Raw genomic sequence first — 26,250 nt, forward strand, 5'->3', positions numbered from 1 at the left:
GCGAGCGGACAGCCAGGGGGACTGCTTTCGCCGAGACCAAGATGAATCTCTCGAAATTCTTTATCGATCGCCCGATCTTTGCGGGCGTGCTGTCGGTGCTGATCTTCCTGATCGGCGCCATCTCGATGTTCAAGTTACCGATCTCGGAGTACCCGGAAGTGGTGCCGCCGTCGGTGGTGGTGCGCGCGCAGTTCCCGGGCGCCAACCCGAAGGTGATCGCCGAGACCGTGGCCACGCCGCTGGAAGAGCAGATCAACGGCGTCGAGGACATGCTGTACATGAACTCGCAGGCCAACAGCGACGGCAACCTGACGCTGACGGTGACGTTCAAGCTGGGCACCGACCCCGACAAGGCCCAGCAGCTCGTGCAGAACCGCGTCTCGCAGGCCGAGCCGCGCCTGCCGGAAGACGTGCGCCGGCTGGGCATCACCACGGTCAAGAGCTCGCCTGACCTGACCATGGTGGTGCACCTGACGTCGCCGAACGACCGCTACGACATGACGTACCTGCGCAACTACGCGCTGATCAACGTGAAGGACCGCCTGGCGCGGATCCAGGGCGTGGGCCAGGTGCAGATGTTCGGCGCGGGCGACTACTCGATGCGCGTCTGGGTGAACCCGGAGAAGATCGCCGAGCGCGGCCTGGCCGCGTCCGACGTGGTGCGCGCCATCCGCGAGCAGAACGTGCAGGTGGCGGCCGGCGTGATCGGCCAGTCGCCGTCGCTGCCGGGCACCGACCTGCAGCTTTCCGTGAACGCGCAGGGCCGGCTGCAGACCGTCGAGGAGTTTGGCGACATCATCGTCAAGACGTCGCCCGACGGCGTGGTTACCTACCTCAAGGACATCGCCCGCATCGAACTGGGCGCCTCGGAATACGCGCTGCGCTCGCTGCTGGACAACAAGTCCGCCGTGGCGCTGCCGATCTTCCAGTCGCCGGGCTCCAACGCGATCCAGATCTCCAACGACGTACGCAAGACCATGGCCGAGCTGAAGGCCAACATGCCGGAAGGCGTGGACTACAGCATCGTCTATGACCCCACGCAGTTCGTGCGCCATTCGATCGAGGCCGTGGTCCACACGCTGTTCGAGGCCATCGCGCTGGTCGTGCTGGTGGTGATCCTGTTCCTGCAGACGTGGCGCGCATCGATCATCCCGCTGCTGGCCGTGCCGGTGTCGATCGTCGGTACGTTCGGGCTGATGCACGCGTTCGGCTTCTCGATCAACGCGCTGAGCCTGTTCGGGCTGGTGCTGGCGATCGGTATCGTGGTGGACGACGCGATCGTGGTGGTGGAAAACGTCGAGCGGAACATCGAGGAGGGCCTGTCGCCGAAGGAAGCGACGTACAAGGCCATGCGCGAGGTGAGCGGCCCGATCATCGCCATCGCGCTGACGCTGATCGCCGTGTTCGTGCCGCTGGCGTTCATGACGGGCCTGACCGGCCAGTTCTACAAGCAGTTCGCGCTGACGATCTCGATCTCGACGATCATCTCGGCGTTCAACTCGCTGACGCTGTCGCCGGCGCTGTCCGCGCTGCTGCTCAAGGGCCACGACGCCCCGAAGGACTGGCTGACGCGCGGCATGGACAAGGTGTTCGGCAAGTTCTTCGCCCGCTTCAACCGCTTCTTTGGGCGTAGCTCGGAAAGCTACGGCCGCGGCGTGAAGGGCGTGATCCGCCGCAAGGGCTCGGTGTTCGGCGTCTACGCCGTGATGCTGGTGGCCACGTGGGGCGTGTTCCAGATGGTGCCGAAGGGCTTTGTGCCGGCGCAGGACAAGCAGTACCTGGTGAGCTTTGCCAAGCTGCCCGACGGCGCCACGCTGGACCGCACCGAAGACGTGATCCGCCGCATGTCGGACATCGCGCTCAAGCATCCGGGCGTGGAGTCGGCCGTGGCGTTCCCGGGCCTGTCGATCAATGGCTTCACCAACAGCCCCAGCGCCGGCATCGTGTTCGTCACGCTGAACCCGTTCGACGAACGCAAGAGCGCCGAGCTGTCCGGCAACGCCATCGCGGCAGACCTGAACAAGCAGTACGGGTCGCTCCAGGACGCGTTCATCGCCGTGTTCCCGCCGCCGCCGGTACAGGGCCTGGGCACCATCGGCGGGTTCAAGATGATGATCGAGGACCGTGCCGCGCTGGGCTATGACGAGTTGTTCAACGCGACCAACGCGTTCATGACCAAGGCGCGCGCCACGCCCGAGCTGGCCGGCATCTTCAGCAACTACCAGGTGAACGTGCCGCAGCTTGACGTGCAGCTTGACCGTACCAAGGCCAAGCAGCTTGGCGTGCCCGTGACCGACGTGTTCGAGACGCTGCAGACCTACCTGGGCTCGTCGTACGTGAACGACTTCAACAAGTTCGGCCGCACGTACCAGGTCAAGGTCCAGGCCGACGCGCAGTTCCGCCAGCATGCGGAGGACATCCTGCAGTTGAAGGCGCGCAGCGCTTCCGGCGAAATGGTGCCGCTGTCGTCGCTGGTGAAGGTCAAGCAGAGCTTTGGCCCCGACAGCGTGACGCGCTACAACGGCTTCACGGCCGCCGACATGAACGGTGGCCCGGCGCCGGGCTTCTCGTCGGGCCAGGCCCAGGCCGCCGCCGAGCGCATTGCCGCGGAAACGCTGCCCAAGGGCATCGGCTTCGAGTGGACCGAGCTGACCTACCAGGACATCCTGGCCGGCAACGCGGGCGTCTGGATCTTCCCGCTGTGCGTGCTGCTGGTGTTCCTGGTGCTGGCCGCGCAGTACGAAAGCCTGACGCTGCCGCTGGCGGTGATCCTGATCGTGCCGATGAGCCTGCTGGCTGCCATGACCGGCGTGTGGCTCACGCGTGGGGACAACAACATCTTCACGCAGATCGGTTTCATCGTGCTGGTGGGGCTGTCCGCGAAGAACGCGATCCTGATCGTGGAATTCGCCCGCGAGCTGGAGCACCAGGGCCGTACCGTGGTGCAGGCCGCGATCGAGGCCAGCCGCCTGCGTCTGCGCCCCATCCTGATGACGTCGTTCGCGTTCATCATGGGCGTGGTGCCGCTGGTGATCTCCACCGGCGCCGGCGCGGAAATGCGCCATGCCATGGGCGTGGCCGTGTTCGCGGGGATGCTGGGCGTGACGTTCTTCGGCCTGTTCCTGACGCCGGTGTTCTACGTGGCCCTGCGGCTGCTGGCCACGCGCAAGCAGCGCCGCGAGGCCGTATCGACCGATGTGTCGGCGTCGCACGCCGTACCGTCGGCTGAGTGATGGGGATCGACATGCAAGACAACGTGATGAAGCATTACCTGCCGAGGCTGGCCACGCTGGCTGCCGCCCTGGTGCTGGCCGGCTGCTCGCTGGCACCGACCTACAAGGTGCCCGAGACGCCCACCGCCGCCACCTTCAAGGAGGCCGACGCGGCCGCCGCCGAGGGTGCGCAGTGGAAGACCGCCACGCCGGCCGAGGGCCAGCAGCGCGGCGACTGGTGGAAGGTGTTCGGCGACGCCGAGCTGGACCGCCTGATCGACGCGGCCAACGCCCACAACCAGGACCTGGCCGCCGCGGCGGCCCGCCTGAAGCAGGCGCGGGCGTTCACCGGCGCCACCGAGGCGGACATGTACCCGCAACTGAGCGCCGGGCTGGACCCGACGCGCACGCAGCCGTCGGCGGCCTCGCAGGGCCTGCCCGATGGCACGCGCGTGTCGCCGCAGACGGTGTACAAGGCGCGGCTGTTTGCCAACTACGAGCTGGACCTGTTCGGCCGCGTGGCCAGCAGCGTCAACGCGGCGCGGGCGGAAGAGAAGGGCGCGGAAGACCTGTACCGGTCGGTGCAGCTCGCGCTGCAGGCCGATACGGCGCAGGCGTACTTCGCGCTGCGCACGCTGGACAGCGACCGCGAGCTGCTGCACGCCACGATCAAGCTGCGCGAGGATTCGCTGTCGCTGCTGCGCAAGCGGTACGAGGCCGGCGAGACCACCGACCTCGATCCGGCCCGCGCCGAATCGGAACTCGGCACCGCGCGTGCGGACCTGGCCAGCATCGAGCGCCGCCGGGCCAACCAGGAGCATGCGCTGGCCGTGCTGACCGGCGTGGCACCTTCGCAGTTCGGACTGGCCGCGCGGCCGTTCGATACCGCACCGGTGGCCGTGCCGGCCGGGCTGCCGTCCGAGCTGCTGGAGCGGCGTCCCGACATCGCGGCGGCCGAGCGCCAGATGGCGGCAGCCAACGCGCGCATCGGCATCGCCAAGGCCGCGTTCTTCCCGCGCATCTCGCTGACGGCGCTGTTCGGCTTCGAATCGGCGGACCTGTCGAACCTGTTCAAGTGGTCGTCGCGCACCTGGATGCTCGGGCCGCTGGTGGGCACGACGGTGGCGCAGACCATCTTCGACGGGGGCCGCAACAGCTCGAACTTGGCCGGCGCCCGCGCCGCGCACGAGGAAAGCGTGGCGCGCTACCAGCAGACCGTGCTGGTGGCGTTCCGCGAGGTCGAGGACAGCCTGGCCGACGTACGCTGGCTCAGCCAGCAGGCTACGGCGCTCGATGGCGCGCTGGCCGGCGCCCGCCGCGCGCAGCGCATCTCGCGCAGCCGCTACGATGCCGGCGCGGTCGACTACCTGACCGTGATCGACGCGGACCGTACCGTGCTGCAGTCGCAGCGGGATGCCAACGCGGTAGCCGGCCTGCGCGCCGCCGCCACGGTGGCGCTGGTGCGCAGCCTCGGCGGCGGCTGGGGCCCGACGCCCGAGACCGTGGCGAAGAACTGAGCGCGGCCTGACCTGTCCGCGTTCGCCCCTCTCCCGCGCCGTCGGGAGAGGGGCGCCTGCCATTTTCCCGATGGCAGGCCGCCGCCAATCCTGCACAATACCGGCTTCCCCACTCCCACCCCGCCGCCATGGCACACGCCGGTTCCCCGCTGGGGCTCAAAAGCATTGCGTTGTTCGAAGCCGCCAAGGGCGCGCTGGTCATCCTGGCCGGTCTTGGCCTGGTGGCGCTGCTGCACAGCGACGCTCAGGCGGTGGCCGAGTCCATCGTCGCGCGGCTGCACCTGAATCCCGCCGGCCACTACCCGAAGATCTTCCTGGCGCTGCTGAACCATCCCGCCGACGGCCGGCTCTGGGCCATCGGTGGCTCCGCCGCCGTGTACGCGCTGATGCGCTTTGCCGAAGCCTACGGCCTGTGGCACGGCCGGGCCTGGGGCAACTGGATCGGCGTGTGGTCCGGCGGCATCTATATCCCGGTAGAGGTGTACGAGGCCGTGCGCCACCCCACGTGGCTCCATGTGGGGCTGGCGGTGGCCAATGCGCTGGTGGTGGCCTACCTGGTGCAAAGCCTGGCGCGGCGGACGGTCAAGTAAGCCGCCTGGCGCAAATCTGCTAAGGTAGAACGCGCGTGCCGCGCTGTCAGACAGGCACCGATATCAAGCCACCCAGAGAAGACCCATCATGATTCACGAAATTGCACAGATCACGATCAAGCCCGGCATGGAAGCGCAGTTCGAGGCCAACGTGGCCAAGGCCAAGCCGCTGTTCCTGCGTTCCCGCGGTTGCCACGGCCTGAACCTGCAGCGCTCGATCGAGCAGCCGTCGCAGTATGCGCTGGTGGTGGCCTGGGAAACCGTGGAAGACCACATGGTCCACTTCCGCGAATCTGACGAGTTCCAGGAGTGGCGCAAGCTGGTCAGCGACTGCTTTGCCGCGCCGCCGGCCGTGCATCACGTGAACACCGTACTCTGACCGTCCGGGCGCCCGGCCCGGGCGCCAACGCACAAAGGAGTCCGCCGCATGTCCACCCCTCAGCAGCGCCCCAGGCATTTCTCGATGCTGCGCGACTTGCAGCTTGCGGACTTCTTCACGCTTGCCAACGCCGCGTGCGGCATGGGCTCCGTCTTCTACGCGATGTACTTCGTCGCGGACCCCACGCTCCGGTATTTTTACATCGCGGCGGCACTGGCGCCGGCCGCGTTCATCTTCGACGTGCTCGACGGCCGCATCGCCCGCTGGCGCCACGCGCATTCCGCGCTGGGCCGCGAGCTCGATTCGCTGTCCGACATCATCTCGTTCGGCGTCGGCCCCGCCACGCTGGCCTTTGCGGCCGGCATGCGCGGCGGCTGGGACCTCGCAGCGCTGATCTACTTCGTCTGCTGCGGCGTCAGCCGCCTGGCCCGCTTCAACGTCACGGCCGAAACGCTGGCCGAGGGCTCCGCGCAGGGTAAGGTCAAGTACTTCGAAGGCACGCCCATCCCGACCAGCGTGGTGCTGACCGGCGTACTGGCCTGGTGCGCATCGCGCGGCCTGATCGGCGACGCCTTGCCCGGCGGCGCATGGGACATCGCCGGTGGCACGTTCCACCCGCTGGCGCTGCTGTTCGTGCTGAGCGGCAGCCTGATGATCAGCAAGACGCTGAGGATTCCGAAGTTCTGACGCAGCGGCGGGGCAGGGCGCGGCGCCGTCTGCACGGATTTCCGCGGCCGCCTACAATTCCCCGGGACATTGGCCGTGTCCCGGCGGCCAGCAAGACGACAAGGAACCCCATGCCCCATCTCTTCGACCCCTACCGGATCGGCGAACTCGCGCTGTCCAACCGGATCGCCATTGCGCCGATGTGTCAGTACTCGGCGGAACAGGGTTCGGCCACCGACTGGCACATGATCCACCTTGGCAGTCTGGCGCTTTCGGGCGCGGGGCTGATGATCGTGGAGGCGACGGCCGTGTCGCCGGAGGGCCGCATTTCGCCGGCCGACCTGGGGCTCTACAGCGACGCCAACGAAGCCGCGCTGGGCCGCGTGCTCGATGCCGTGCGCCGCTACTCGCCGATTGCCGTGGCCGTGCAGCTTGGCCATGCCGGGCGCAAGGCGTCCAGCCAGGCGCCGTGGGACGGCGGGGCGCAGATCCGTCCGGACGCGCCGGCCGGCTGGCAGACCGTGGCGCCTTCGGCCGTGCCGCATGCGGCCGACGAGGCGCCGCCTACCGCGCTGGACAAGGCCGGCCTGCGCAAGATCCGCGACGACTTCGTGGCGGCCGCCCGGCGTGCCGCGCGGCTGGGAGTGGACGGCATCGAGGTGCACGGCGCGCATGGCTACCTGCTGCACCAGTTCCTGTCGCCGATTGCCAACCATCGCACCGACGAGTACGGCGGCAGCCTGGAAAACCGCATGCGCTTTCCGCTGGAGGTGTTCGATGCCGTGCGCGAGGCGTATCCCGCCGAACGGCCGGTCTGGATGCGCGTGTCGGCCACGGACTGGGTGCCGAATGGCTGGGACATCGACGGCACGATCGCGCTGTCCCATGCGCTCAAGGCGCGCGGCTGCGCGGCGGTGCATGTGAGCACCGGCGGCGTGTCGCCGCAGCAGGCAATCAAGATCGGCCCGGGCTACCAGGTGCCGTACGCCCAGCGCGTGAAGGCCGAGGTGGGCCTGCCGACGCTGGCCGTGGGCCTGATCACCGAGCCCGAGCAGGCCGAGGCGATCATCGCCAACGACGAGGCCGACATGATCTCGATTGCCCGCGCGATGCTGTACGACCCGCGCTGGCCGTGGCATGCCGCCGCCAGGCTGGGCGCCCAGGTCGACGCGCCAAAGCAGTACTGGCGCTCGCAGCCGCGCGGCCTGGAAAAGCTGTTCCGCGACGCCCATTTCGGCCAGCGATAGACACCCCCGTCCGCCGATGGCTGCAACCCCTCGCCCGCCACGCGGGTGAGGGGCCCCGGCAATACGAAAGCCTGAACGCCCCCGCTCCAGATTCCCCTTGACTTCCCCCGCCGCCCCGAGCGGTATCCACCCGGCCTCCCATCCCGCGCCGCAGCATTGTTAAAACGCCAGAAATGGAGGGATTACCATGATTGCCGCGTCCCTCCGATGGCGCGACCATCGGTCGCAATAGATTGCAGTGGGCAGTACCCGGGCGCCCCCGAAGAGCACGCCCGTCATCACAGAAGTAGTCGAAGAACGCACTCTGGGAGACATCCATGCAAGTCTATGACGGCCTGGTCTTTGGCTGCGCCATGATCCTCGTCTGTATGTACGCCTATCTGGGCGTGCAGTCGCAGAGCCTTGCGCTGAAGTACGTGTCGCCGGCCATCGTCGGCGTGCTGGTGCTGGCCTACGCGCTGTTGCCGATGCGGATGATCGGCTGACGACCCCCCATGTCCTGCTTATCGTTCGGCCGGTTTCCATTCGGCCGGGGCGTCGGCGTGGGCGGAAGCCTCGTGCAGCAGTGCGGCGATGGCCGCCTGCAGTTCGCCCGGTACCACTGGCTTGTGCAGTAGCGCCACGCCGCCAGCATGGACGTTGCGCAGCGGGTCGGCCGCCGTGTCGCCGGTGATGACGATGGCGGGCACGTCGCGCCCGGCCTGCGCCCGGATGGCGGCGATGGCTTCCAGCCCGGTGCGATGGCCGCGCAGCCGGTAGTCGGCCAGGATCAGGTCCGGCGCGAAGGTCGCGGCCAGCGCCAGCGCCTGTTCCTCGGTCTCGGCCGTGCGGCTGTCGCAGTGCCAGACCGCCAGCAGCCCGGCCATGGCCTCGCGGATGGCCGGATCGTCGTCGATCACCAGCACGCGCAGCCCGTCGCACCGCATCGCCAGCCCCGGCTCCGCGGCTTCCTCGGGCGCGGCCCACGCCAGCGGCATCCGCAGCCGGAACACCGAGCCACGGCCCGGCGTGGAGCCCAGCGTCACCACCGTGCGCATGGTGCGCGCCAGCCCGTCGACGATGGCCAGCCCCAGGCCCAGCCCCTTGCGCTGGTCGCGCTCCGGATTCCCGAGCTGGTGGAACTCGCGGAAGATCGCCCGGTGGTGCTCGGCCGGGATGCCCACGCCGGTGTCCCAGACCTCGATCGACACGTGGAAGCGCCGCGCGCGGCAGGCCACCAGCACGCCACCGGCGCGGGTGTAGCGGATGGCGTTGGCAATCAGGTTGCGCAGGATCAGCTCGGTCAGCGTCGGGTCGCCGAACAGCGTGGCCGTGGTGTCGCGCGTGCGGTAGACCAGCCCGCGCGCATTGGCCTGCGGCGCGAATTCGTTCTCCAGCTTGTGCAGCAGCGGCTGGAGCCGGAACGGGCGGGGCCGCGACGTGACCACGCCGGCGTCCAGCTTCGAAAAATCGAGCAACGTGTTCAGCATCTCGCGCGCGGCGCCCGACGAGGCTTCGATGTGGTCCAGCAGTTGCCGCTGCCGCGCGTCGAGCGGCGTGCGGGCCAGCGAGACCAGGAACAGCCCCAGCGCATGCAGCGGCTGGCGCAGGTCGTGGCTGGCCGATGCCAGGAACACCGACTTGGCGCGATTGGCCTCCTCGGCCTCGCGCTGGGCCTGCCCGGCGCGCGCGGTCTGGTCGCGCAGTTGCGAGATCAGCTCGACGTTCTCGAACCGTAGCGCCAGCGAGTGGCGCGCCATGCGCGAGTAGTTGCGCGCGAACACGATCAGCACGAACAGGTAGAGCGGCGTGGCCAGGAACATCGGCAGGTAGGCGATATCGTGCGTGACGATGAACACGGCCCACACCGGCATGATGGCCGGGATGAAGAAGCCCACGGCCACCGGCAGGCAGGCCGAGAACACGGCCAGCGCCGCCGCGCTCATGCCGGCGATCAGCGACAGCACGCAGATCACCACGGCCGGCGACCGGATGTCGAGGTAGAGCCAGCCGGCCAGCCCCCAAAGGCACCCGATCAGCACCAGCACGACCGTCATGCCGCGCGCGTACAGGCCGCAGCGCGCCTCGCTCAGGCGGTCCGGCACGGCGCGCCGGCCGAAATGCGCGATGGCGCAGACCATGGTCACGGCCGCCGCCCACGGCAGCGCGCCGGGATGGCCGTCGGTCAGCGCCAGGCCGGTACCCAGGAAGATCGCCGCCAGCGTGCAGCCCAGCATCGCCATGCCGAAGCTCTGGTCGATCAGCTCCATCTGCGCGGACAGCAGCCGCGGCTCGTCGTAGTGGGGCAGGAAGGGCAGCGCCATGGTCGCGGCGGGATCGGTGGCGGGCTAGCGCCGGGTCTGCACCAGCCCGCGGCGCTGGGCCTCCAGGATGGCTTCGACGCGGCTGACCACGCCAAGGTGGTTCAGGATGGCCGCCACATGCACGCGCACGGTGTTCTCGGACAACCCCATGTGGTAGGCGATGACCTTGTTCGACCGCCCCAGGCTCAACTGCGATAGCACCTCCAGCTGGCGCGGCGTGAGCTGGCTTGGCTCGTAGGCCGGCGGCGGGTCACCGCTGGCGCCGGGGTCCGCGCCGTGGCCGAGGCCGTCGGCCGAGAAATGCGTGCCGCCGGCCAGGCAACTGGCGATGGCGCGCTCGATGTCGAGCGCGTCGGCCGACTTCGGCAGGAATCCGGCAATCTCGCGGCGCGCCTCGGGCGGGATGGCGTCGATATGTGACGTGCCCGACACGATCACGATCCGCGCGGCCGGAAAGTGGCGCCGCAGCACCTTGACGCCCTCGATGCCGTTCAGGCCCGGCATCTGGATATCGAGCAGCAGGATGTCCACCGGCTGGCTGCCGTGCGCCTCGACGGCCTCCATCACCGATCCGGCCTCGATGATCGTCGCCACGCTGGGGCTGTCGGCCAGCAGCAGTTTCAGCCCGGTGCGAAACAGGGTGTGGTCATCGATCAACAGCAGGCGGGCACGCGACATGGGGCAGGCGGGGCAGGGCAGGGGCGGCAAGTGCTCGATTGGACTGGATTCCCGCCGCGTTGTCCATGCGCCCAAACCGCCGATGTGGCGAAGCTGCCATACGTGTCAGGTACGCGACAAATACGTGACAGCCCCTGACTAGTCCGGAAAGATTATTGGCAGCGCAATGATGCGATGACAGCATTTTTCCCGTGGACGAATTCCGCGACTTGTCCATACCACTTCTGTACCCGCTCCTCCCGGCTGCGGGTATTTTTTTGTCCGTCGCGTGCGGGTCAGCCCGGCAGTGCCAGCGGCCCGGCGGTCACGTCCCAGCGCCGCTCGCCCAGGAACCAGCGTGCCGCGTGCGGCCCGTGCAGCGCAAAGGTGTTGCCCGACACGCGCACCCAGTCGCCTTCGGGCAGGCCCAGCACGGGCGTGTCCGGCGACAGCGTGGTGAACTCGGCCAGCCGCTGGTCGCGCGTTTCGCCGCGGAAGCCTTCGATCTCCACGTTGTAGTAGTGCGGATTGATCTGGAACGGCACAAGGCCGAGCGCGTCGAAGCCGCCTGGGTCCACCACCGGCATGTCGTTGGTGGTGCGGATGGTCGGCGCGGCCAGGTTCGAGCCGGCGCTCCAGCCGATGTAGCGCGCGGCGCCGCTGCGTACCCGCGCCGCGATCGGCGCCAGCAAGCCCTGCTGGCGCAGCACCTGCAGCAGGCGGAACGTGTTGCCGCCGCCCACCACGATCAGCGTCGCGGCAGCCACGGCCGCCTGCGGGTCGGCCTGCTCGTGCAGGCTCGCCACCGCGATGCCGGCCGGCGCCAGCGCGTCGCGCACCTGCGCGGCATAGCCGTCCCAGTCGCGCGTCACCCCGGCGTAGGGCACGAACAGCGCCTGGGTGCGGCCATCGGCCAAACTTTCGATGGCTTGGCGGGCATGGACGAGGTAGCCCTCGTCCGACGTCGAATTGCTGAGCAGAAGCAGGTCCATGGCAGGGAAAAAAGCGCGGGCCGGCGGGCGGCGCCCCGGTCCGGCATCGGGAAAATGAAACCGGGGATGGTACCGCAATGCCACTTCGGTGCGGGCCCGCCGTGCGGGCGGCCGGCTAGTCGATCAGCTTGCCCTGGGCGTCGAAGAACGGGTGCAGAGGGCCGTGGTCGCCAATGGCCGCCAGGTGCGTGACCAGCCCGTGCGCGGGATGCCACCAGTGCAGCAGGTAGCCGGGCGGCTCCATGCGGAAGCGCGACGCGGCCTGCGGGTCCAGGTCCAGCGCCACCTGGTGCGCGGGGCCCGGCGCGGTCATGGCGATGGTGCCGCCAAAGCGCCGCGTGATATGGCGGTGCAGATGGCCGCAGATCACGCGCTCCACGTGCGTGTGCCGCGCAATCACCGCTTCCAGCCCGGCCGCGTTGCCCAGCCCCTGGGCGTCCATGTGGCCAATGCCGGTATGGAACGGCGGATGGTGCAGCATCACCAGCGTGGGCCGGCCCGGCGCCGCCGCCAGCGTGGCGTCGAGCCAGGCCAGCCCGTCGGGCGTGGCATGGCCGCCCGGCTGGCCGGGCACCGTGCAGTCGAAACCGACCAGCCGCAGCGGGCCCGCGTCGATCGCGTAGTGCACCGGCGCCTCGGCATCGCCGTGCGCGAACAGGTAGTCGTGGTCGTGGAACACGGCACGCAGCGACGTACGGTGGTCGTGATTGCCCGGCAGCAGCTTCACCGGCATCGGCAGCCGTTGCAGGATGTCGCGCAGAAAGCGGTATTCGTGCGGATCGCCAAAGTCGACGAGGTCGCCGGTGACCACCACCACGTCGGGCAGTTGCGGCGCGGCCAGCAGCGTGTCGATGGCGGCGTGCAGCGCGCCGGCGGTGTCCACCATCCGGTAAGACAGCTTGCCGCCCGCCTTGATGTGAAGGTCGGTCAGTTGCGCCACCAGGCAGGCGGGTGCGGAGGATGCGGGGGTCATGCGGCTTCGGCGAGCGTGATCAGGTGGTTGGTATCGATGCGCAGGCCCACGCGCGCGCCGGCTGCCCACGCGTCGCGGCGCGCGGTGTCGACGATCAGCGGCGCGGCGGCGCCCACGTCCACCAGCAGCCGCGTGTGGTTGCCCAGGAACAGCGCCGTCACGACCACGCCTTCCACGTGGGCGTCATCGGCGTGTACCACTGCCACGTCCTCGGGCCGGAACATGAGCCGCGCGTTGGCGGACACCGGCGCGTCATCGGGCGGGCCCATCGGCACCGTCCCGCCCGGCACGCGCCAGCGGCCGGCCTCGGCCGTGCCGGGCAGGTGGTTCATGGTGCCGATGAAATCGGCCACGAACGCGTTGGCCGGCGCGCGGTAGATGTCCTGCGGCGTGCCCACCTGCGCGATGCGGCCCTTGTCCATCACGATGATGCGGTCGCCCAGCGCCATGGCCTCGGCCTGGTCGTGGGTCACGTAGACGGCGGTGATGTGCAGGCTGCGCAGGAGCTGGTTGATGTCGGCGCGCAGCGTGTCGCGCAGCTTGGCGTCCAGCGCGGTCAGCGGCTCGTCCAGCAGCAGCACGCGCGGCTGCACGGCGATGGCGCGGGCCAGCGCCACGCGCTGGCGCTGGCCGCCCGACAACTGGTCGATGCGCCGGTCGGCAAACGGCTCCAGGTGCATCATGGCCAGCATCTCGTCCACGCGGCGGCGGCGGGTTGCGCCATCCACGCGGCGCACGCGCAGGCCGTAGGCAATGTTCTCGGCCACGCTCATGTTCGGAAACAGCGCGTAGTTCTGGAACACCATGCCCACGCCGCGCTGCTCGATCGGCAGGTCGGTCACGCGGGTGTCGCCAAACCAGACGTCGCCGCCCGCGTCGGGCTGCTCCAGCCCGGCGATGATGCGCAGCGTGGTGGTCTTGCCGCAGCCGGACGGCCCCAGCAGCACCACGGTCTCGGCGGCGCCGATGTCCAGGTCAAGCGGGTGCAGCGCGAGCGTGCCGTCGGCAAACGTCTTGGCGCACTGGCGCAGGCGGATGGGGGTCGGTTCATGCATGGCGGCGTTCGGCAACAGGGGTGACGGGCGGGGCGGCGGGCGGCAGGACGGCGGCGTCGGCAGGCACGGCATGGCGGCGGGTGCGGGCGCCCAGCGCGCTCAGGGCCTGCATGAACACCAGCAGCGGGATGATCATGACAAAGAAGACGATGGTGTACGCGGAGCCAATCTCCAGCCGCATCGACGCATAGCTGTCGGCCAGCCCCACGGGCAGCGTCTGCGTGGTGGGCGTGTGCAGCATCCACGTCAGGTTGAATTCGCCCACCGACAGCGTGACCACCATCAGCGCGCCGGCCAGGATGCCCTGGCGGCAGTTGGGCAGCACCACCGTGAAAAAGCGCTGCAGCCGCGTGGCGCCCAGGCTGGCGGCGGCGTCTTCGAGCGTGCGGATGTCGATGGCCGCCAGGATGGCCAGCACCGCCCGCACCATGAACGGCAGCGTGAACACCACGTGGCCGATCAGGATGAACACCCAACTGGTGCGCAGCCCCTGGAAGCTGCCGTAGAGCAGGATCAGCCCCAGCGCCGTGGCCAGCCCCGGCAGCGCCACGGGCAGCATCAGCAGCTCCTCGATCAGCCGCGTCACGCGGTTGCGCCGCAGCGCCATGTAGTAGGCGGCGGGCACGCCGATCACGAGCGTGCAGGCCAGGCAGGCCAGCGCAATGCCCAGCGACAGGAAGATCGTGTTGCGATAGAGCGCCCAGACCTCGGCCAGCCAGCGCGTGGTCAGGCCACTGGACACGCCCACGAAGATGTTGTTGGTCAGGCCGGCCAGCACCGACAGCACCACCGGCACGGTCATGAACGCGCAGACCAGCAGCGTCAGCGCAAGCTGCAGCCAGTAGCCGGTGCGGCGGGGGAGCAGGGATGGGCGCATGCGGCGGTCCTCAAGCCGTGGCGGCGACGGCATCGCCGGAGTACCAGCGCGCCAGCGCCAGCAGGGCCCACGTGACCGCGCCCAGCAGGATCGAGAGCGCGGCGGCCATGCCAAAGTTGGCGTAGTTGGTGAATTCGTTGTAGATGGTCAGCGGCAGCACGTCGAGCTGCGTGGCCAGCGTGAACGCCGTGCCGAACGCGCCCATGCTGGTGGCAAAGCAGATCGCCCCGCTGGACAGCATGGCCGGCATCAGCGCGGGCAGCATCACGTCGCGCACCACGCGCCACGGGCCGGCGCCCAGCGAGCGGGCCGCTTCCTCCAGCGAGGGGTCGAGCTTTTCCACGGCGGCCATCACGGTCAGGATCACGCGCGGAATCGAAAAATACAGGTAGCCGACGAACAGCCCGGCCAGCCCGTAGGCAAAGGTCCAGCGCTCGCCGGCCAGCGCGTCGCCAATGGTGGCCAGCAGCCCGTTGCGGCCGCCCAGCATGATGACCATGAAGCCGATCACCACGCCGGGGAACGCCAGCGGAAAGGTCAGCATGGCCACCAGCACCGGCTTGCCCGGCACGCGGTGGCGCTGCAGGAAGGTGCCGGCGATGCCCGCGATCACCAGCGTGGCCAGCGTCACCAGCGCGGACAGCACCACCGTCACCATCAGGCTGTGCAGGTAGCGCGCGCTGGTCAGCACGGTCACGTAGACGCCCGCGCCGTCCTTGCCCGTCAGGCTGACCTCGATCAGCCGCGCCATCGGCAGGCAGAAGAAGGCCAGGAACACGACCAGCGCGGGCAGCGCGAACAGGAACAGGGCGGGGGATCGGCGGGTCATCGCGGGTGCCGCGGCTAGCGGACTTCCTTCAGGTACTGGTCGCTGAACGCCTTCTGCACCTGGGCCATCTTGCCGAAGTCCACGGGCCGGGCGCGCGCGTAGTCGGCGGCGGGCAGGAAGCGGGCCTGCACCTCGGCCGGCATCGGCACGTTGCGCACCGGGCGCAGGTAGGCGTTGGCCCACAGCGCCTGGCCCTGGTCCGACAGCACGAAGTCCAGCACCTTGCGGCCCTCGGCCGCGTGCGGGGCGTTGTTGACCAGGCTCATCACGTACGGCACCACCAGCGAGCCTTCCTTCGGGATCACGAAGGCCACGTTGGCGCGGTCCTTGTACTTGGCGCGGTACGCGTTGAAGTCGTAGTCGAGCAGGATCGGGATCTCGCCGGACAGCACGCGCGCGTAGGCGGTCTGTTTGGGCACGATCGGCTGGTTCTTCTGCAGGTCGCGGAAGAACTTGAAGGCCGGGCCGAAGTTGTCGAGCGTGCCGCCCATGGCCTGGTTCACAGCCACGGCGCCTACGTAGCCGACGAACGCGCTGGCCGGGTCCAGGTAGCCGATCAGGCCCTTGTACTCGGGCTTGAGCAGGTCTGCCCACGACTGCGGCACGGGCTTGCCGCGCAGCGCATCGACATTGACCATGAAGCCCAGCGTGCCCGAGTGGATGGCGAACCAGTTGCCTTGCGGGTCCTTCAGGCCGTCGGGGATGTCGGCCCAGTGAGCGGGCTTGTACGGCTGCGTCACGCCATCGGCCTTGGCCTGGATGCCGAACGTCACGCCCAGGTAGGTCACGTCGGCCACCGGGGCGGCTTTTTCCGCCACAAGCTGCGCCAGCGACTGGCCCGAGTTCTTGTTGTCGAACGGCACGGTGACGCCGGTCTTTTCCTTGATCGCGCGGATCTGCGCGGCCCAGTCGGCCCATTCGGGCGGGCAGTTGTAGCAGATGGCGGTCTGCGCGGCCACGCCCTGGCTGAAGGCGGCAAACGTGGCGGTGACGGCCAGCCAGCGCAGCGGACGGCGCCAGAAGGATTGCTTCGGCATGTGAGGCTCCCTGGTAGAGGTCGGTCGAGTCGGACCGGTGGTTGGATCAGGCAGGCATTGCGGGCGCACTGACGGTGCCCTCGATTCGTATCGCATGCGGCAGCAGCGTGGCGTGGCCGTTGGCGGCGGGCGGCACGGCTTCCAGCCGCTGCAGCAGCTCGCCGATGGCGTGCGCGCCGATGTCGGCGTTGGGCTGCACCACGGTGGCCAGCGGCGGCTCCACGAGCGCGCCCAGCGCGATGCCGTCGTAGCCCAGCACCGACACGTCGCGCGGCACGCGCAGGCCCAGGCGCTTCAGGTCTGAAATCACGCCGATCGCCAGCAGGTCGTTGGTGCAGAAGAACGCGGTGGGCGCCTGGCCGCCATCCATCAGCGCGCGGATCTGTGCGGCGTTGCTGGCGGTGTGGGACGGCAGGTTGACTGGATCGAGCACCGGCAGGCCGTGCGCGCGCATGGCGTCGGCATAGCCGGCAAAGCGCTGGCGCGCGCGGTCCGACGCGGTGAACGCGCCCGAAATGACCGCGATGCGGCGGTGGCCGGCGGCGATCAGCGCGTTGACGCCCTCGCAGGCGCTGGTGCGGTTGTCGACGGAGACCGAATGCCGGCCGGCCACGGCGCCTTCCGCCGGCACCTGGTTGTAGGCCAGCACGTAGGGCACCGATTCGCGGTCCAGCTGGTCCAGCACGGTGCTGTCGCTGGCGTCGGCCACGGTCAGGACCATGCCGTCCACGCGGTGGCGCAGCAGGTATTCCACGCGCTCGGTCTCGCGGGCTGGGTCGTAGTTGCTGGTGACCAGCATCAGCGAGTAGCCTGCCGCCATGGCCGATTCCTCGATGCCGCGCCAGCATTCGGCGAACACCGCGTTGTCCAGCGTGGGCAGCATCACGCCGATGATCCGCGTGCGCTGGGCGCGCAGCTTGGCGCCAAGCAGGTTGGGGCGGAACGACAGCCGCTGCGCGGCTTCATGCACGCGCTGCGCCGTGGCCTCGCGTACAAGCTGGGGGTGGCTGAACACGCGCGACGCGGTGGCCAGCGACACCTTGGCGGCCAGCGCCACGTCGGCCAGCGTGACCCCCTGGCCGGGTTCGGCGGACGCCAGGCGGGGCGGCAGTGCGGCGCGACGGGTTGCGGGCATCCATTCCTCTTTTCGGATAGCGCACTTCGGATGAAAACGTTTTCATTGAAGCGCCGAAAAATCAGGCGTCAAGGAATAAATCTGCTGCACCGCCGCAATCCGGCGCCGCAGCGCTCCCGCGCCTGTGTCATGCCGCGCATTGTCGGGCCGCTCTGTGACGGGCCGATGACAGGCCCGGCGCCGGCTATGTCGCGGTCTTGGGGGCGGCGCTGAAGGTCTTGTTGGCGGATGCGCGCGCGGCCGCTACCCGGATGGGAAAGCTTTCGTAACAGAGTCGGGGCGGGGCGCGGTCAACCATCCGGCGTGGCGAACGTCAAACCGGGATGCCGACGATGCGGCAACGAGACAAGGACGCTCATGACTGACCGACGATCTGGCTGGCGCGCCCGCGCCACGGGCCGCCTGGCGCTGCTGGCGGTGTCGGCCTGCCTGCTGGCCGCGTGCGCCACCGGCGATCAGGCGGGCGGCGGGGGCCCGCTGACCGCGGCGGACCTGCGCTGGTTGAACACCGTCAGCTTCGGCGCCGACCAGGCCAGCGCCGCGCATCTGCAGGCCATCGGCCGCCAGCGCTATCTCGACGAACAGCTTGCGATGCCGCTTGCCGATCCGCCGCCGCTGGCGGCCGCCATCGCCGCGCTGCCGGTCAGCGGGGGCGACGCGCTGCAGCGGACGCAGGCGCTGCGCGCCGAGCGCCAGCGCATCCAGACGCTGCCCGACGATGACGCGAAGCAGCAGGCGCGCGAGGCGCTGAACCGGCAGGGCCGCGAGCTGGTGGTGGACACCGCGCGCCGGCACCTGCTGCGCGCGCTGTATTCGCCGGCGCAGTTGCGCGAGCAGATGACGTGGTTCTGGATGAACCATTTCAACGTCTACGCGGGCAAGGGGCAGGTCCGCTACGCGCTGGCCGACTTCGAGGCGCGGGCCATCCGGCCGCACGCGCTGGGCAAGTTCCGCGACCTGCTGATGGCCACGGTGACCGCGCCGGCCATGCTCGAATACCTCGACAACGCCCAGAGCAGCGCCAACCGCATCAACGAGAACTACGCGCGCGAGCTGATGGAGCTGCATACGCTGGGCGTGGCGGGCGGGCCCAGCGGGTCGCGCTATACGCAGCAGGACGTGCAGGAGCTGGCGCGCGTGCTGACCGGGCTCGGCATCAACGCACGGGGCGAGCCGCCCCGGCTGGCGCCGGCGCGCGCGGCGCTGTACCGCGCGGACGGCCTGTTCGAGTTCAATCCGAACCGGCACGATTTCGGGCCCAAGACGCTGCTGGGCCATGCCATCGCGCCGGCCGGCTTTGCCGAGGTGGAGCAGGCGGTGGCGATCCTGGCGCGCGACCCGGCCACGGCCCGCTTCATCTCGACCCGGCTGGCCACCTATTTCGTGGCCGACAACCCGCCGCCGCAGCTTGTGGGGCAGATGGCCGATACCTTCACCCGCACCGACGGCGACATCGCCGCCGTGCTGCGCACAATGTTCCGATCGAGCTGGTTCGACCGCGCGGCGGCCGATGGCGCGCGCAAGTTCAAGGACCCGATGGTGTTCGTGGTGTCGTCGATGCGGCTGGCGTACGACGGCCGCCCCGTGACCAACCTGCGCCCGGTGATCAACTGGCTCAACCAGCTTGGCGAGCCGCTGTACGGCCACGTGGCGCCCGACGGCTATCCGCTCACGGAGAGCGCGTGGGCCAGTTCGGGCCAGCTCGTGAAGCGCTTCGAGATCGCGCGCGCCATCGGCAGCGGGCCGGCGGGGCTGTTCCAGGACGAAAGCGGCCAGCCGTCGGCACAGCGCGGTTTCCCGATGCCGAACAACCGCGTGTTCTACACGCTGGTCGAGGGCACGCTGGGGCCGGCCACGCGGCAGGCGCTGTCGCAGGCCGGATCGCAGCCCGAATGGAACGCGGTGCTGCTCAGTTCGCCGGAATGGATGCAGCGGTAGCGCACGGCACGACAGGAGACATGACCATGAATCGACGCCATTGGCTCCAGGCCATGGGCCACGCGGGCATCGCGCTGGCGCTGCCGGCCGTGACATCGCGCGTGTTCGCGCTGCCGGCGCAGGCCGACGCCCGCTTTCTGCTGGTATTCCTGCGCGGCGGCTACGACGCCGCCAACGTGCTGGTGCCGGCCGGCAACGATTTCTACCAGGCGTCGCGGCCGACCATCGCCATCCGCCCGCCGGTGCCGCCCGGTGCTGCGCCCGACCCGTCGGCGGCGCTGCCGCTGGGCGTGGACGGCTGGGCGCTGCATCCCGCGCTGGGGGCTACGCTGTTGCCGATGTGGCAGCGCCAGCAACTGGCCGCCGTGCCGTTCGCGGGCACCGCCGACCTGTCGCGCAGCCATTTCGAGACCCAGGACAGCATCGAGGCCGGGCAGGGCGGCGATGGCCACGGCGGCGGCGTGCCGCAGGGCAGCGGCTTCCTGAACCGGCTGACGCAGGCCATGGGCGGGCAGGCCGCGCCGGTGGCGTTCACCGATGGGCTGCCGATGGTGCTGTCCGGCGCCGTCAACGTGCCCAACGTCTCGCTCAAGGGCAACGGCCGCGCGCCGCTGGATGCGCGGCAGACGCAGGCCATCGCCCGCATGTACGCGGGCACGCGCTTCGAGTCACTGATTGCCGAAGGCTTCGAGCTGCGCCAGACCGTGGCCGAGCAGGCCGAGGCCATGCGGCGCCATGACGCGGCCATGCGCGCTGGCGGCGACACCATGGCCGGACGGATGCAGGAAATGCAGGCGGCCAGCCGGCGCGCGCTGAGCGCCCGGGGCTTCGAGCAGGAAGCGCGCCGCATGGCCGGGCTGATGCGCGACCGCTTCAACCTGGGCTTTATCGACGTCGGCGGCTGGGACACCCACGTCAACCAGGGCGGCGCGCAGGGCCAGCTGGCCGGCCTGCTGGACAACCTGGGCCGGGGCATCGCCGGGTTTGCCGAGGAAATGGGCCCGGCGTGGCGCCAGACCACGGTGGTGGCGATCTCCGAATTCGGCCGCACCTTCCGCGAGAACGGCACGCGCGGCACCGACCACGGCCACGGCACGGTCTACTGGGTGGCCGGCGGCAACGTGCGCGGCGGACGGCTGGTGGGCGAGCAGGCGGCCGTGGCGCCATCGACGCTCAACCAGGGGCGCGACTACCCGGTGCTCAACGACTACCGGGCCGTGCTGGGCGGCCTGTTCGCGCGGCTGTACGGGCTGGACGAGGCGCGTCTGACGCGCGTGTTTCCGGGCAGCCGGCCGCGCGATCTGGGGCTGGTCTGAGGGGCTGGCCGGGGGCGGCAGGGGCGGGGCACCCTCCCAAAGCAGTACGCGGTTGCACTCAAGTCGGTGCGGGCAATGCCGATACTCCTGCAGTGGGAGTGGCATCTGCCCATAGCCTGATTCGTACAACACGATTCCCAGCCAGTTTGAGTGCAAGCCTTGTCGCGACCCCTGACGCCATCCATTGCCGATTGCCTCGAACACCGATTGCTGCGGCCGGTTTTCCAGCCGATTGGCTCGCTCGTGACGGGCGACATCTTCGGATATGAGGCGCTGATCCGTGGCCCGGCCGGCACCGCGCTGGAAAGCCCCGTGGCGCTGTTCGCCGAGGCCGCCCGCGCCGGCTGCCACGTCGAACTGGAGCGGATAGCCGCGCGCGTGTCGATCGGCGTGTTCATGGCGTCGCGGCTGCCCGGCAAGCTGTTCTTGAACTACAGCGCCGATTCGCTGCGCGACATCGAGGACACGCGCGACGAGGTGCGGACGTTCCTGCAGACGCAGGGGCTGCCGTCGGACCGCATCGTGCTGGAGCTGACCGAACAGGCCCCGCTGGGGCCGCTGGAATCGCTGGCCAAGGCCGTGTTCTCGATCCGCAGCCGCGGCGCGCAGTTCGCGCTGGACGACTACGGCACCGGCCATGCCAGCCTGGGCCAGTGGATCGCGCTGAAACCCGACTACGTGAAGATCGCCCGCGTCATCATCGACGGCGTGGCCGCGTCGCCATTCCAGCGCGAGGCGCTGCAGGCGCTATGCAAGCTCGCGCGCACGTCCGGCACGCGCCTGATCGCCGAAGGCATCGAACAGGAAGACGACCTCGTGGTCTGCCGCGACCTCGGCATCGACTTCGCCCAGGGCTACCTGCTGGCCCGCCCATCGCCAGAGCCCCCGCTCACGCTGTCCGATGCGGCGCTGCGCGCGCTGCATCGGGGGCGATTGCGGGTGGCGAAGTAGGGGCGGCGGCGGGGGATACGTCAGTGATGGATGCTGGTGCGGGTTTTGTTTTCCGCCCTCTCGCGCGTTGCGGGAGAGGGGGGGCCACACCGGCGGTGATGGCTGAGGCTGATGGTTCTTGTCTTTCTCCCCTCTCCCGCTTGCGGGAGAGGGGTCGGGGGAGAGGGCCGGCGGTTCAAAGTGCCACGTTGATCGGCAAGCAGACACTCAACACCCTCACCCCCAACCCCTCTCCCGCGCGCGGGAGAGGGGAGCCACACCGGCGGTGATGGCTGAGGCTGATGGTTCTTGTCTTTCTCCCCTCTCCCGCCTGCGGGAGAGGGGGCGGGGGAGAGGGCTGGCGGATCAAAATGCGACGTTGATCGGCAAGCAGACACGCAACGCCCTCACCCCCAACCCCTCTCCCGCGTTGCGGGAGAGGGGAGCCACACCGGCGGTGATGGCTGAAGCCGCGAGCCCTGTCTTTCTCCCCTCTCCCGCCTGCGGGAGAGGGGTCGGGGGTGAGGGTCGGCGGATCAAAATGCGACGTTGATCGGCAAGCAGACACGCAACGCCCTCACCCCCAGCCCCTCTCCCGCGCGCGGGAGAGGGGAGCTAACCGGCGGTGATGGCTGAGGCTGCGAGCCGATCAGAGTGGTGCGGGCGCTGATGCGCCGGACGACGGCGGGGCCCCAGCACCAGCACCGGCACCAGCACCACCACCACCACCACCACCACCACCACCACCACCACCACCACCAGCGCCACCACCACCAACCCCCATCTCCGCCGGCGCCGGCTCGGCTGGCACCGCTGATGCCTCGCCATTCCCCGCACCATCCTGACCCGCTAGAGGCGCGGCTTCCACGACTTCGCCTGGATCGAGCGCCATGCCGTTGTCGGTCGTGGCGGGCGGTGCCGATGCCGGGGGCATGGCGTCGGCGTCGGTGGCGGGCAGCACGGGGCGGCGGGGCGCCGGGCGTGGCGTCGGGACCGTTTCGTCGGGCGTGTCGGATGCGAACAGCTTCTGGTACCAGCCGCGTACCGAATCGGTCAGGCCCGAGTACCACGTGCGCTGGTCGACTTCGGCAAAGCGGGCCCGGGCGTCGATGATGCGGCCGCGCAGGGCGCGCTGGTAGAAGTCGCCGACCATCGGCAGCGCGCTGTGGGCGCCCTGGCCCCAGTAGTCGCTGCGCAGTGTCACGCGGCTGTCATTGAAGCCGACCCATGCGCCTGCCACCAGCTGCGGGTGCATCAGGATGAACCAGCCGTCGGCGTTGTCCTGCGTGGTGCCGGTCTTGCCGGCCACGTCGGCGCGGATGCCGTAGCGCGTGCGGATGGCCGTGCCGGTGCCCCGGTCCACCACGTCGCGCATTACGTCGAGCAGCGTGGCGTTGGCGGCCGGCGACAGCGCGCGCTCGGGCGATGCCGGGTGGAAGCGGGCCAGCACGTTGCCGTCGCGGTCGGCGATGCTGGTGATCATGGTCGGCGCCAGGTACTGGCCGCCGTTGGCGATGGAGCCGTAGGCGCTGACCATCTCCTTCAGCGACACCGGGCTCGTGCCCAGCGCCAGGGACGGCACCTCGTCCAGCTTGCTCTCGCGCACGCCCATCGCGCGGGCCAGGCGGGCCACGCGGTCGGCGCCGACGGTCTGCACCAGTTGCGCGGTAATCGTGTTCTTGGAATACACCAGGCCGTCGCGCAGGCTCATGGCGCGGCCCGTGGCGGGCGATTCGTCGGTGGGGCGCCAGATCTCGCCGCCGGCCAGCTTCAGCTCGACGGGCTGGTCGATGATCGTCTCGTCGGGGCTCTGGCCGTTGGCGAAGGCGGCGCCGTAGACGAACGGCTTGAACGTGGAGCCGGGCTGGCGGCGCGCCTGCGCCACGTGGTCGAAGGCGTCCACGGTGAAATCGCGGCTGCCTACCCAGGCGCGGACTTCGCCGGTGACGGGGTCCATCGCCAGAAAACCGGCCTGCACGCGCGTCTTGCTCTGGCGCAGTGCCTGCATGAACGTGTTGTCGCGCATCAGGTGCTGCAGCGCGTCGGCCTCGGGCTGGCCGCCGGCCACGGCGGCGCGGAATTCCGGGGTCTCGCGCACGAACTGCTGCACCAGCGCGCGGCTCTCGGCCCAGCCGGCGCGCGGCGCCCAGGCCGCGTTGGCAATCGACTGGAGCTGGTTGCCCTGGCGCGCCACGGCCAGGTTGGCCATGGCCTGCAGCCGCGAATCGATGGTCGTGTGGACCACCAGCCCGTCGGTGTAGAGGTTGTAGTCGTTGCGGTCAGCCCAGGCGATCAGCCATTTGCGCAGTTGCTGCGCGAAGTGGGCGGCCGGGCCCGGTTCCTCCACCTGGCGCTCGAAGTCGATCCGCAGCGGGCGCTTCTTGAGCTGATCGTAGCGGGCGGCGTCGAGCTTGCCGCGCTTGACCATCTGCGCCAGCACGATATTGCGGCGCTCCAGCGCGCGCTGCGGGTTCAGCACGGGGTTGTAGTAGCTGTTGCCCTTGAGCATGCCGATCAGCGTGGCGGCCTCCAGCACGTCCAGCTTGTCCGCCGGCTTGTCGAAGTAGGTCCGGGCGGCCATCTCGATGCCGAACGCGTTGTACAGGAATGGCACCGTGTTCAGGTACGTCTCAAGGATCTCGTCCTTCGAATAGAGCGCCTCGATCTTCAGCGCCGTGATCGCCTCCTTGAGCTTGCGCGTCAGCGTGGGCGCCCGGCCGATGTCGTCCGGATAGCGGTTGCGCGCAAGCTGCTGGGTGATCGTCGACCCGCCCTGGCGGTCGCCCGAGAACGTGTGCAGCGCCGCCGATGCCGTGCGGCGCCAGTCGAGCCCGAAATGCTGGTAGAAGCGGTGGTCTTCGGTGGCGATCAGCGCATTGACCACATTGGGCGAGATATCGGCCAGCTTGACCCAGTCGCGGTTGGCCCAGCGGTAGACCGCCAGTTCCTTGCCGTCCGCCGACAGCACCTGCGCCGGCTGCTCGGACTTGGCCTTGCGGATGTCGCTGATGCCTGGCGTGAACGGCACCAGCAGCAGGACATAGAGCAGGAGCAGGGCGGGCAGCCCGGCCAGGGCCAGCAGCACGGTGCGCCGGCTCGGGCGGCGCAGATGCTGCCGCAGCCGGGCCAGCCGGGGGGCGATGTGGGTCGTGTAGTCGGGCAGGGACATTGACGCGGGCATGGCAGGTCCGGCGCGCGCACCGTCACGGACCTGTCAAATGCCGTTCAAGAAAAGTGTGCATCCTACCAAAAGGCGGGTCGGGAAAACCCGAATTCTGCAGGGCCGCCGCGCCCGCTTCCCCCCAACGTGGGGCATCGGCCACCGTTGCTGAGACGCAACAGACACATGGCTTTCATAATTCCCTGAAACAATTCGCCCGCACCCAGAGGCCATCGTTTCGAAATCCGGCAGCGCGTTCGCGCAGGTCAGATTCTGACGCTGGTGGGCGGGAAGCATCTCAATGTCTTAACAAATACGAGAACTCACAGTGAAGAAAGCACTATTTGCCCTGGCGGCCGCGGGTACCTGCGCACTCTCCGGCGTGGCGTCGGCACAGTCCTCCACCTCCGTGACGCTGTACGGTATCGCCGATGCCGGTATCGAATTCGCCAACCACTCGGGTACCGCCGCGGCCAATGGCAGCAAGGCCATGGTCAGCTCGGGCAACATGTCCGGTTCGCGCTGGGGTCTGCGCGGCGCCGAAGACCTCGGCGGCGGCCTGAAGGCCATCTTCACGCTGGAGTCGGGCTTTGACATCGATACCGGCACGTCGGGCCAGGGCAGCCGCCTGTTCGGCCGCCAGGCTTTCGTGGGCCTGCAAGGCACGTTCGGCTCGGTGACCCTGGGTCGCCAGCAGAACTCGCTGTACGACCTGTTCGGCGCCTACGACCCGATGGGCGTGGGCCCGAAGTACTCGCTGAACTCGGTTGACTCGGCCTTCAACGGCCGCGCCGACAACGCGCTGAAGTACACCGGCAAGTTCGGCGGCCTGACCGCCACGGCCTTCTACAGCACGGGCCGCGATTCGACCGTCGCCAACAGCACCGAAGTGCCGGGCAACTACAAGGTTGGCCGCAACTTCGGCGCCGGCCTGGCCTACAACGCCGGCCCGTTCTCGATCGGCACCGCCTACGACCAGTACCAGGGCAACACGGTTGCCACCGACGACCGCGCCGTCAAGCGCTGGGCCGTTGGCGGTTCGTACGACCTGGGCGTGGCCAAGGTGTTCGCCGGCTACCGCTGGATGCGTGATGACGGCGTGGCCTCGGCCACGACCGCCTCGGTGCGCAACAACGTCTACTGGCTGGGCGGCCTGTACCGCGTGACGCAGGCCCTGTCGCTGACGGGCGCCGCCTACTACACGGACACCCACAACAGCGGCAACGACCCGTGGCTGTTCGTGCTGTCGGCCGACTACGCGTTCTCGAAGCGCACGGACGCCTACCTGAACGTTGGCTACACGAAGAACAAGGGCACGTCGGCACTGTCGATGAGCAGCTCGGCCCCGGTCGTTCCGGGTTCGAACCAGACCGGCGCCGTCGTCGGTATCCGTCACCGCTTCTAAGCAGGGAGACACCGGCAGACGGGGCCTTTCCC

General features: G+C 69.4%; 21 protein-coding genes. 11 read left to right on the forward strand and 10 right to left on the reverse strand.

Going from position 1 to position 26,250, the window contains the following annotated elements:
* Positions 1 to 41 precede the first annotated feature (41 nt).
* The 7 genes from QTN24_RS06525 (at position 42) to QTN24_RS06555 (ending at position 8,096) form a co-directional block, all read left to right on the forward strand.
* Positions 42 to 3,233: an efflux RND transporter permease subunit gene (locus tag QTN24_RS06525; protein WP_313835935.1), complete on the forward strand. Its 3,192-nt coding sequence runs from the start codon at positions 42 to 44 to the stop codon at positions 3,231 to 3,233.
* A gap of 11 nt (positions 3,234 to 3,244) precedes the next feature.
* Positions 3,245 to 4,729, forward strand: coding sequence for an efflux transporter outer membrane subunit (locus QTN24_RS06530; RefSeq protein ID WP_313835937.1), 1,485 nt, complete (start codon positions 3,245 to 3,247; stop codon positions 4,727 to 4,729).
* A 128-nt stretch (positions 4,730 to 4,857) separates the two neighbouring features.
* The gene (locus QTN24_RS06535; protein ID WP_124686367.1) at positions 4,858 to 5,319 is read left to right on the forward strand and encodes a DUF2127 domain-containing protein; all 462 of its coding nucleotides are present in this window, start codon (positions 4,858 to 4,860) and stop codon (positions 5,317 to 5,319) included.
* An 88-nt stretch (positions 5,320 to 5,407) separates the two neighbouring features.
* Positions 5,408 to 5,698, forward strand: coding sequence for an antibiotic biosynthesis monooxygenase family protein (locus QTN24_RS06540; protein WP_124686368.1), 291 nt, complete (start codon positions 5,408 to 5,410; stop codon positions 5,696 to 5,698).
* Positions 5,699 to 5,746: 48 nt separating this feature from the next.
* Positions 5,747 to 6,385, forward strand: coding sequence for a CDP-alcohol phosphatidyltransferase family protein (locus tag QTN24_RS06545; protein ID WP_313835942.1), 639 nt, complete (start codon positions 5,747 to 5,749; stop codon positions 6,383 to 6,385).
* Between the two features lie 110 nt (positions 6,386 to 6,495).
* Complete coding sequence (locus tag QTN24_RS06550) at positions 6,496 to 7,611, forward strand: NADH:flavin oxidoreductase/NADH oxidase (RefSeq protein WP_313835944.1); 1,116 nt, start codon at positions 6,496 to 6,498, stop codon at positions 7,609 to 7,611.
* Between the two features lie 317 nt (positions 7,612 to 7,928).
* On the forward strand, positions 7,929 to 8,096 hold the full coding sequence (locus QTN24_RS06555) for a hypothetical protein (RefSeq protein WP_172966180.1): 168 nt from the start codon (positions 7,929 to 7,931) through the stop codon (positions 8,094 to 8,096).
* A gap of 18 nt (positions 8,097 to 8,114) precedes the next feature.
* Here QTN24_RS06555 and QTN24_RS06560 read toward each other — a convergent pair whose 3' ends face one another.
* The 9 genes from QTN24_RS06560 to QTN24_RS06600 form a co-directional block, all read right to left on the reverse strand.
* Positions 8,115 to 9,914, reverse strand: a complete 1,800-nt coding sequence (locus QTN24_RS06560; protein WP_313835948.1) for a hybrid sensor histidine kinase/response regulator — start codon at positions 9,912 to 9,914, stop codon at positions 8,115 to 8,117.
* 24 nt (positions 9,915 to 9,938) lie between these two features.
* The gene (locus tag QTN24_RS06565; RefSeq protein WP_124686372.1) at positions 9,939 to 10,592 is read right to left on the reverse strand and encodes a response regulator; all 654 of its coding nucleotides are present in this window, start codon (positions 10,590 to 10,592) and stop codon (positions 9,939 to 9,941) included.
* 275 nt (positions 10,593 to 10,867) lie between these two features.
* The gene (pepE, locus tag QTN24_RS06570; protein ID WP_313835950.1) at positions 10,868 to 11,563 is read right to left on the reverse strand and encodes a dipeptidase PepE; all 696 of its coding nucleotides are present in this window, start codon (positions 11,561 to 11,563) and stop codon (positions 10,868 to 10,870) included.
* A gap of 115 nt (positions 11,564 to 11,678) precedes the next feature.
* The gene (locus QTN24_RS06575) at positions 11,679 to 12,536 is read right to left on the reverse strand and encodes a phosphodiesterase (RefSeq protein WP_313835952.1); all 858 of its coding nucleotides are present in this window, start codon (positions 12,534 to 12,536) and stop codon (positions 11,679 to 11,681) included.
* Complete coding sequence (locus QTN24_RS06580) at positions 12,533 to 13,591, reverse strand: ABC transporter ATP-binding protein (protein ID WP_313835954.1); 1,059 nt, start codon at positions 13,589 to 13,591, stop codon at positions 12,533 to 12,535. Before QTN24_RS06580 ends, QTN24_RS06575 begins: the two co-directional genes overlap by 4 nt.
* The gene (locus QTN24_RS06585) at positions 13,584 to 14,468 is read right to left on the reverse strand and encodes an ABC transporter permease subunit (RefSeq protein WP_313835956.1); all 885 of its coding nucleotides are present in this window, start codon (positions 14,466 to 14,468) and stop codon (positions 13,584 to 13,586) included. The genes QTN24_RS06580 and QTN24_RS06585 overlap by 8 nt, the downstream gene beginning before the upstream one ends.
* 10 nt (positions 14,469 to 14,478) lie before the next feature.
* Entirely contained in the window at positions 14,479 to 15,297 is an 819-nt protein-coding gene (locus tag QTN24_RS06590; RefSeq protein WP_124686377.1) for an ABC transporter permease, read from the reverse strand.
* Positions 15,298 to 15,311: 14 nt separating this feature from the next.
* On the reverse strand, positions 15,312 to 16,334 hold the full coding sequence (locus QTN24_RS06595) for an ABC transporter substrate-binding protein (RefSeq protein ID WP_313835959.1): 1,023 nt from the start codon (positions 16,332 to 16,334) through the stop codon (positions 15,312 to 15,314).
* Between the two features lie 46 nt (positions 16,335 to 16,380).
* The gene (locus QTN24_RS06600; RefSeq protein WP_124686379.1) at positions 16,381 to 17,469 is read right to left on the reverse strand and encodes a substrate-binding domain-containing protein; all 1,089 of its coding nucleotides are present in this window, start codon (positions 17,467 to 17,469) and stop codon (positions 16,381 to 16,383) included.
* Between the two features lie 357 nt (positions 17,470 to 17,826).
* Between QTN24_RS06600 and QTN24_RS06605 the strand changes: the two genes are divergently transcribed.
* The 3 genes from QTN24_RS06605 (at position 17,827) to QTN24_RS06615 (ending at position 21,674) form a co-directional block, all read left to right on the forward strand.
* Complete coding sequence (locus QTN24_RS06605; protein ID WP_313835962.1) at positions 17,827 to 19,407, forward strand: DUF1800 domain-containing protein; 1,581 nt, start codon at positions 17,827 to 17,829, stop codon at positions 19,405 to 19,407.
* 26 nt (positions 19,408 to 19,433) lie between these two features.
* The gene (locus QTN24_RS06610; protein ID WP_313835963.1) at positions 19,434 to 20,723 is read left to right on the forward strand and encodes a DUF1501 domain-containing protein; all 1,290 of its coding nucleotides are present in this window, start codon (positions 19,434 to 19,436) and stop codon (positions 20,721 to 20,723) included.
* Between the two features lie 159 nt (positions 20,724 to 20,882).
* Entirely contained in the window at positions 20,883 to 21,674 is a 792-nt protein-coding gene (locus tag QTN24_RS06615) for an EAL domain-containing protein (protein ID WP_313835964.1), read from the forward strand.
* 628 nt (positions 21,675 to 22,302) lie between these two features.
* Here QTN24_RS06615 and QTN24_RS06620 read toward each other — a convergent pair.
* Complete coding sequence (locus tag QTN24_RS06620; RefSeq protein ID WP_409558987.1) at positions 22,303 to 24,834, reverse strand: penicillin-binding protein 1A; 2,532 nt, start codon at positions 24,832 to 24,834, stop codon at positions 22,303 to 22,305.
* 307 nt (positions 24,835 to 25,141) lie between these two features.
* On the opposite strand from QTN24_RS06620, the gene QTN24_RS06625 reads away from it, so the two are divergent.
* Positions 25,142 to 26,218, forward strand: a complete 1,077-nt coding sequence (locus QTN24_RS06625) for a porin (RefSeq protein ID WP_313835965.1) — start codon at positions 25,142 to 25,144, stop codon at positions 26,216 to 26,218.
* Positions 26,219 to 26,250 lie beyond the last annotated feature (32 nt).

This window comes from Cupriavidus sp. SZY C1 (assembly GCF_032190535.1).
GTDB lineage: Bacteria > Pseudomonadota > Gammaproteobacteria > Burkholderiales > Burkholderiaceae > Cupriavidus > Cupriavidus pauculus_C.

What these genes read in the sequence shown, in the direction of transcription:
- QTN24_RS06525 (WP_313835935.1), top strand. Translation starts at nt 42, where the DNA reads ATGAATCTCTCGAAATTCTTTATCGATCGCCCGATCTTTGCGGGCGTG.
- QTN24_RS06530 (WP_313835937.1), top strand. Translation starts at nt 3,245, where the DNA reads ATGCAAGACAACGTGATGAAGCATTACCTGCCGAGGCTGGCCACGCTG.
- QTN24_RS06535 (WP_124686367.1), top strand. Translation starts at nt 4,858, where the DNA reads ATGGCACACGCCGGTTCCCCGCTGGGGCTCAAAAGCATTGCGTTGTTC.
- QTN24_RS06540 (WP_124686368.1), top strand. Translation starts at nt 5,408, where the DNA reads ATGATTCACGAAATTGCACAGATCACGATCAAGCCCGGCATGGAAGCG.
- QTN24_RS06545 (WP_313835942.1), top strand. Translation starts at nt 5,747, where the DNA reads ATGTCCACCCCTCAGCAGCGCCCCAGGCATTTCTCGATGCTGCGCGAC.
- QTN24_RS06550 (WP_313835944.1), top strand. Translation starts at nt 6,496, where the DNA reads ATGCCCCATCTCTTCGACCCCTACCGGATCGGCGAACTCGCGCTGTCC.
- QTN24_RS06555 (WP_172966180.1), top strand. Translation starts at nt 7,929, where the DNA reads ATGCAAGTCTATGACGGCCTGGTCTTTGGCTGCGCCATGATCCTCGTC.
- QTN24_RS06560 (WP_313835948.1), bottom strand. Translation starts at nt 9,914, where the DNA reads ATGGCGCTGCCCTTCCTGCCCCACTACGACGAGCCGCGGCTGCTGTCC.
- QTN24_RS06565 (WP_124686372.1), bottom strand. Translation starts at nt 10,592, where the DNA reads ATGTCGCGTGCCCGCCTGCTGTTGATCGATGACCACACCCTGTTTCGC.
- pepE (WP_313835950.1), bottom strand. Translation starts at nt 11,563, where the DNA reads ATGGACCTGCTTCTGCTCAGCAATTCGACGTCGGACGAGGGCTACCTC.
- QTN24_RS06575 (WP_313835952.1), bottom strand. Translation starts at nt 12,536, where the DNA reads ATGACCCCCGCATCCTCCGCACCCGCCTGCCTGGTGGCGCAACTGACC.
- QTN24_RS06580 (WP_313835954.1), bottom strand. Translation starts at nt 13,591, where the DNA reads ATGCATGAACCGACCCCCATCCGCCTGCGCCAGTGCGCCAAGACGTTT.
- QTN24_RS06585 (WP_313835956.1), bottom strand. Translation starts at nt 14,468, where the DNA reads ATGCGCCCATCCCTGCTCCCCCGCCGCACCGGCTACTGGCTGCAGCTT.
- QTN24_RS06590 (WP_124686377.1), bottom strand. Translation starts at nt 15,297, where the DNA reads ATGACCCGCCGATCCCCCGCCCTGTTCCTGTTCGCGCTGCCCGCGCTG.
- QTN24_RS06595 (WP_313835959.1), bottom strand. Translation starts at nt 16,334, where the DNA reads ATGCCGAAGCAATCCTTCTGGCGCCGTCCGCTGCGCTGGCTGGCCGTC.
- QTN24_RS06600 (WP_124686379.1), bottom strand. Translation starts at nt 17,469, where the DNA reads ATGCCCGCAACCCGTCGCGCCGCACTGCCGCCCCGCCTGGCGTCCGCC.
- QTN24_RS06605 (WP_313835962.1), top strand. Translation starts at nt 17,827, where the DNA reads ATGACTGACCGACGATCTGGCTGGCGCGCCCGCGCCACGGGCCGCCTG.
- QTN24_RS06610 (WP_313835963.1), top strand. Translation starts at nt 19,434, where the DNA reads ATGAATCGACGCCATTGGCTCCAGGCCATGGGCCACGCGGGCATCGCG.
- QTN24_RS06620 (WP_409558987.1), bottom strand. Translation starts at nt 24,834, where the DNA reads ATGCCCGCGTCAATGTCCCTGCCCGACTACACGACCCACATCGCCCCC.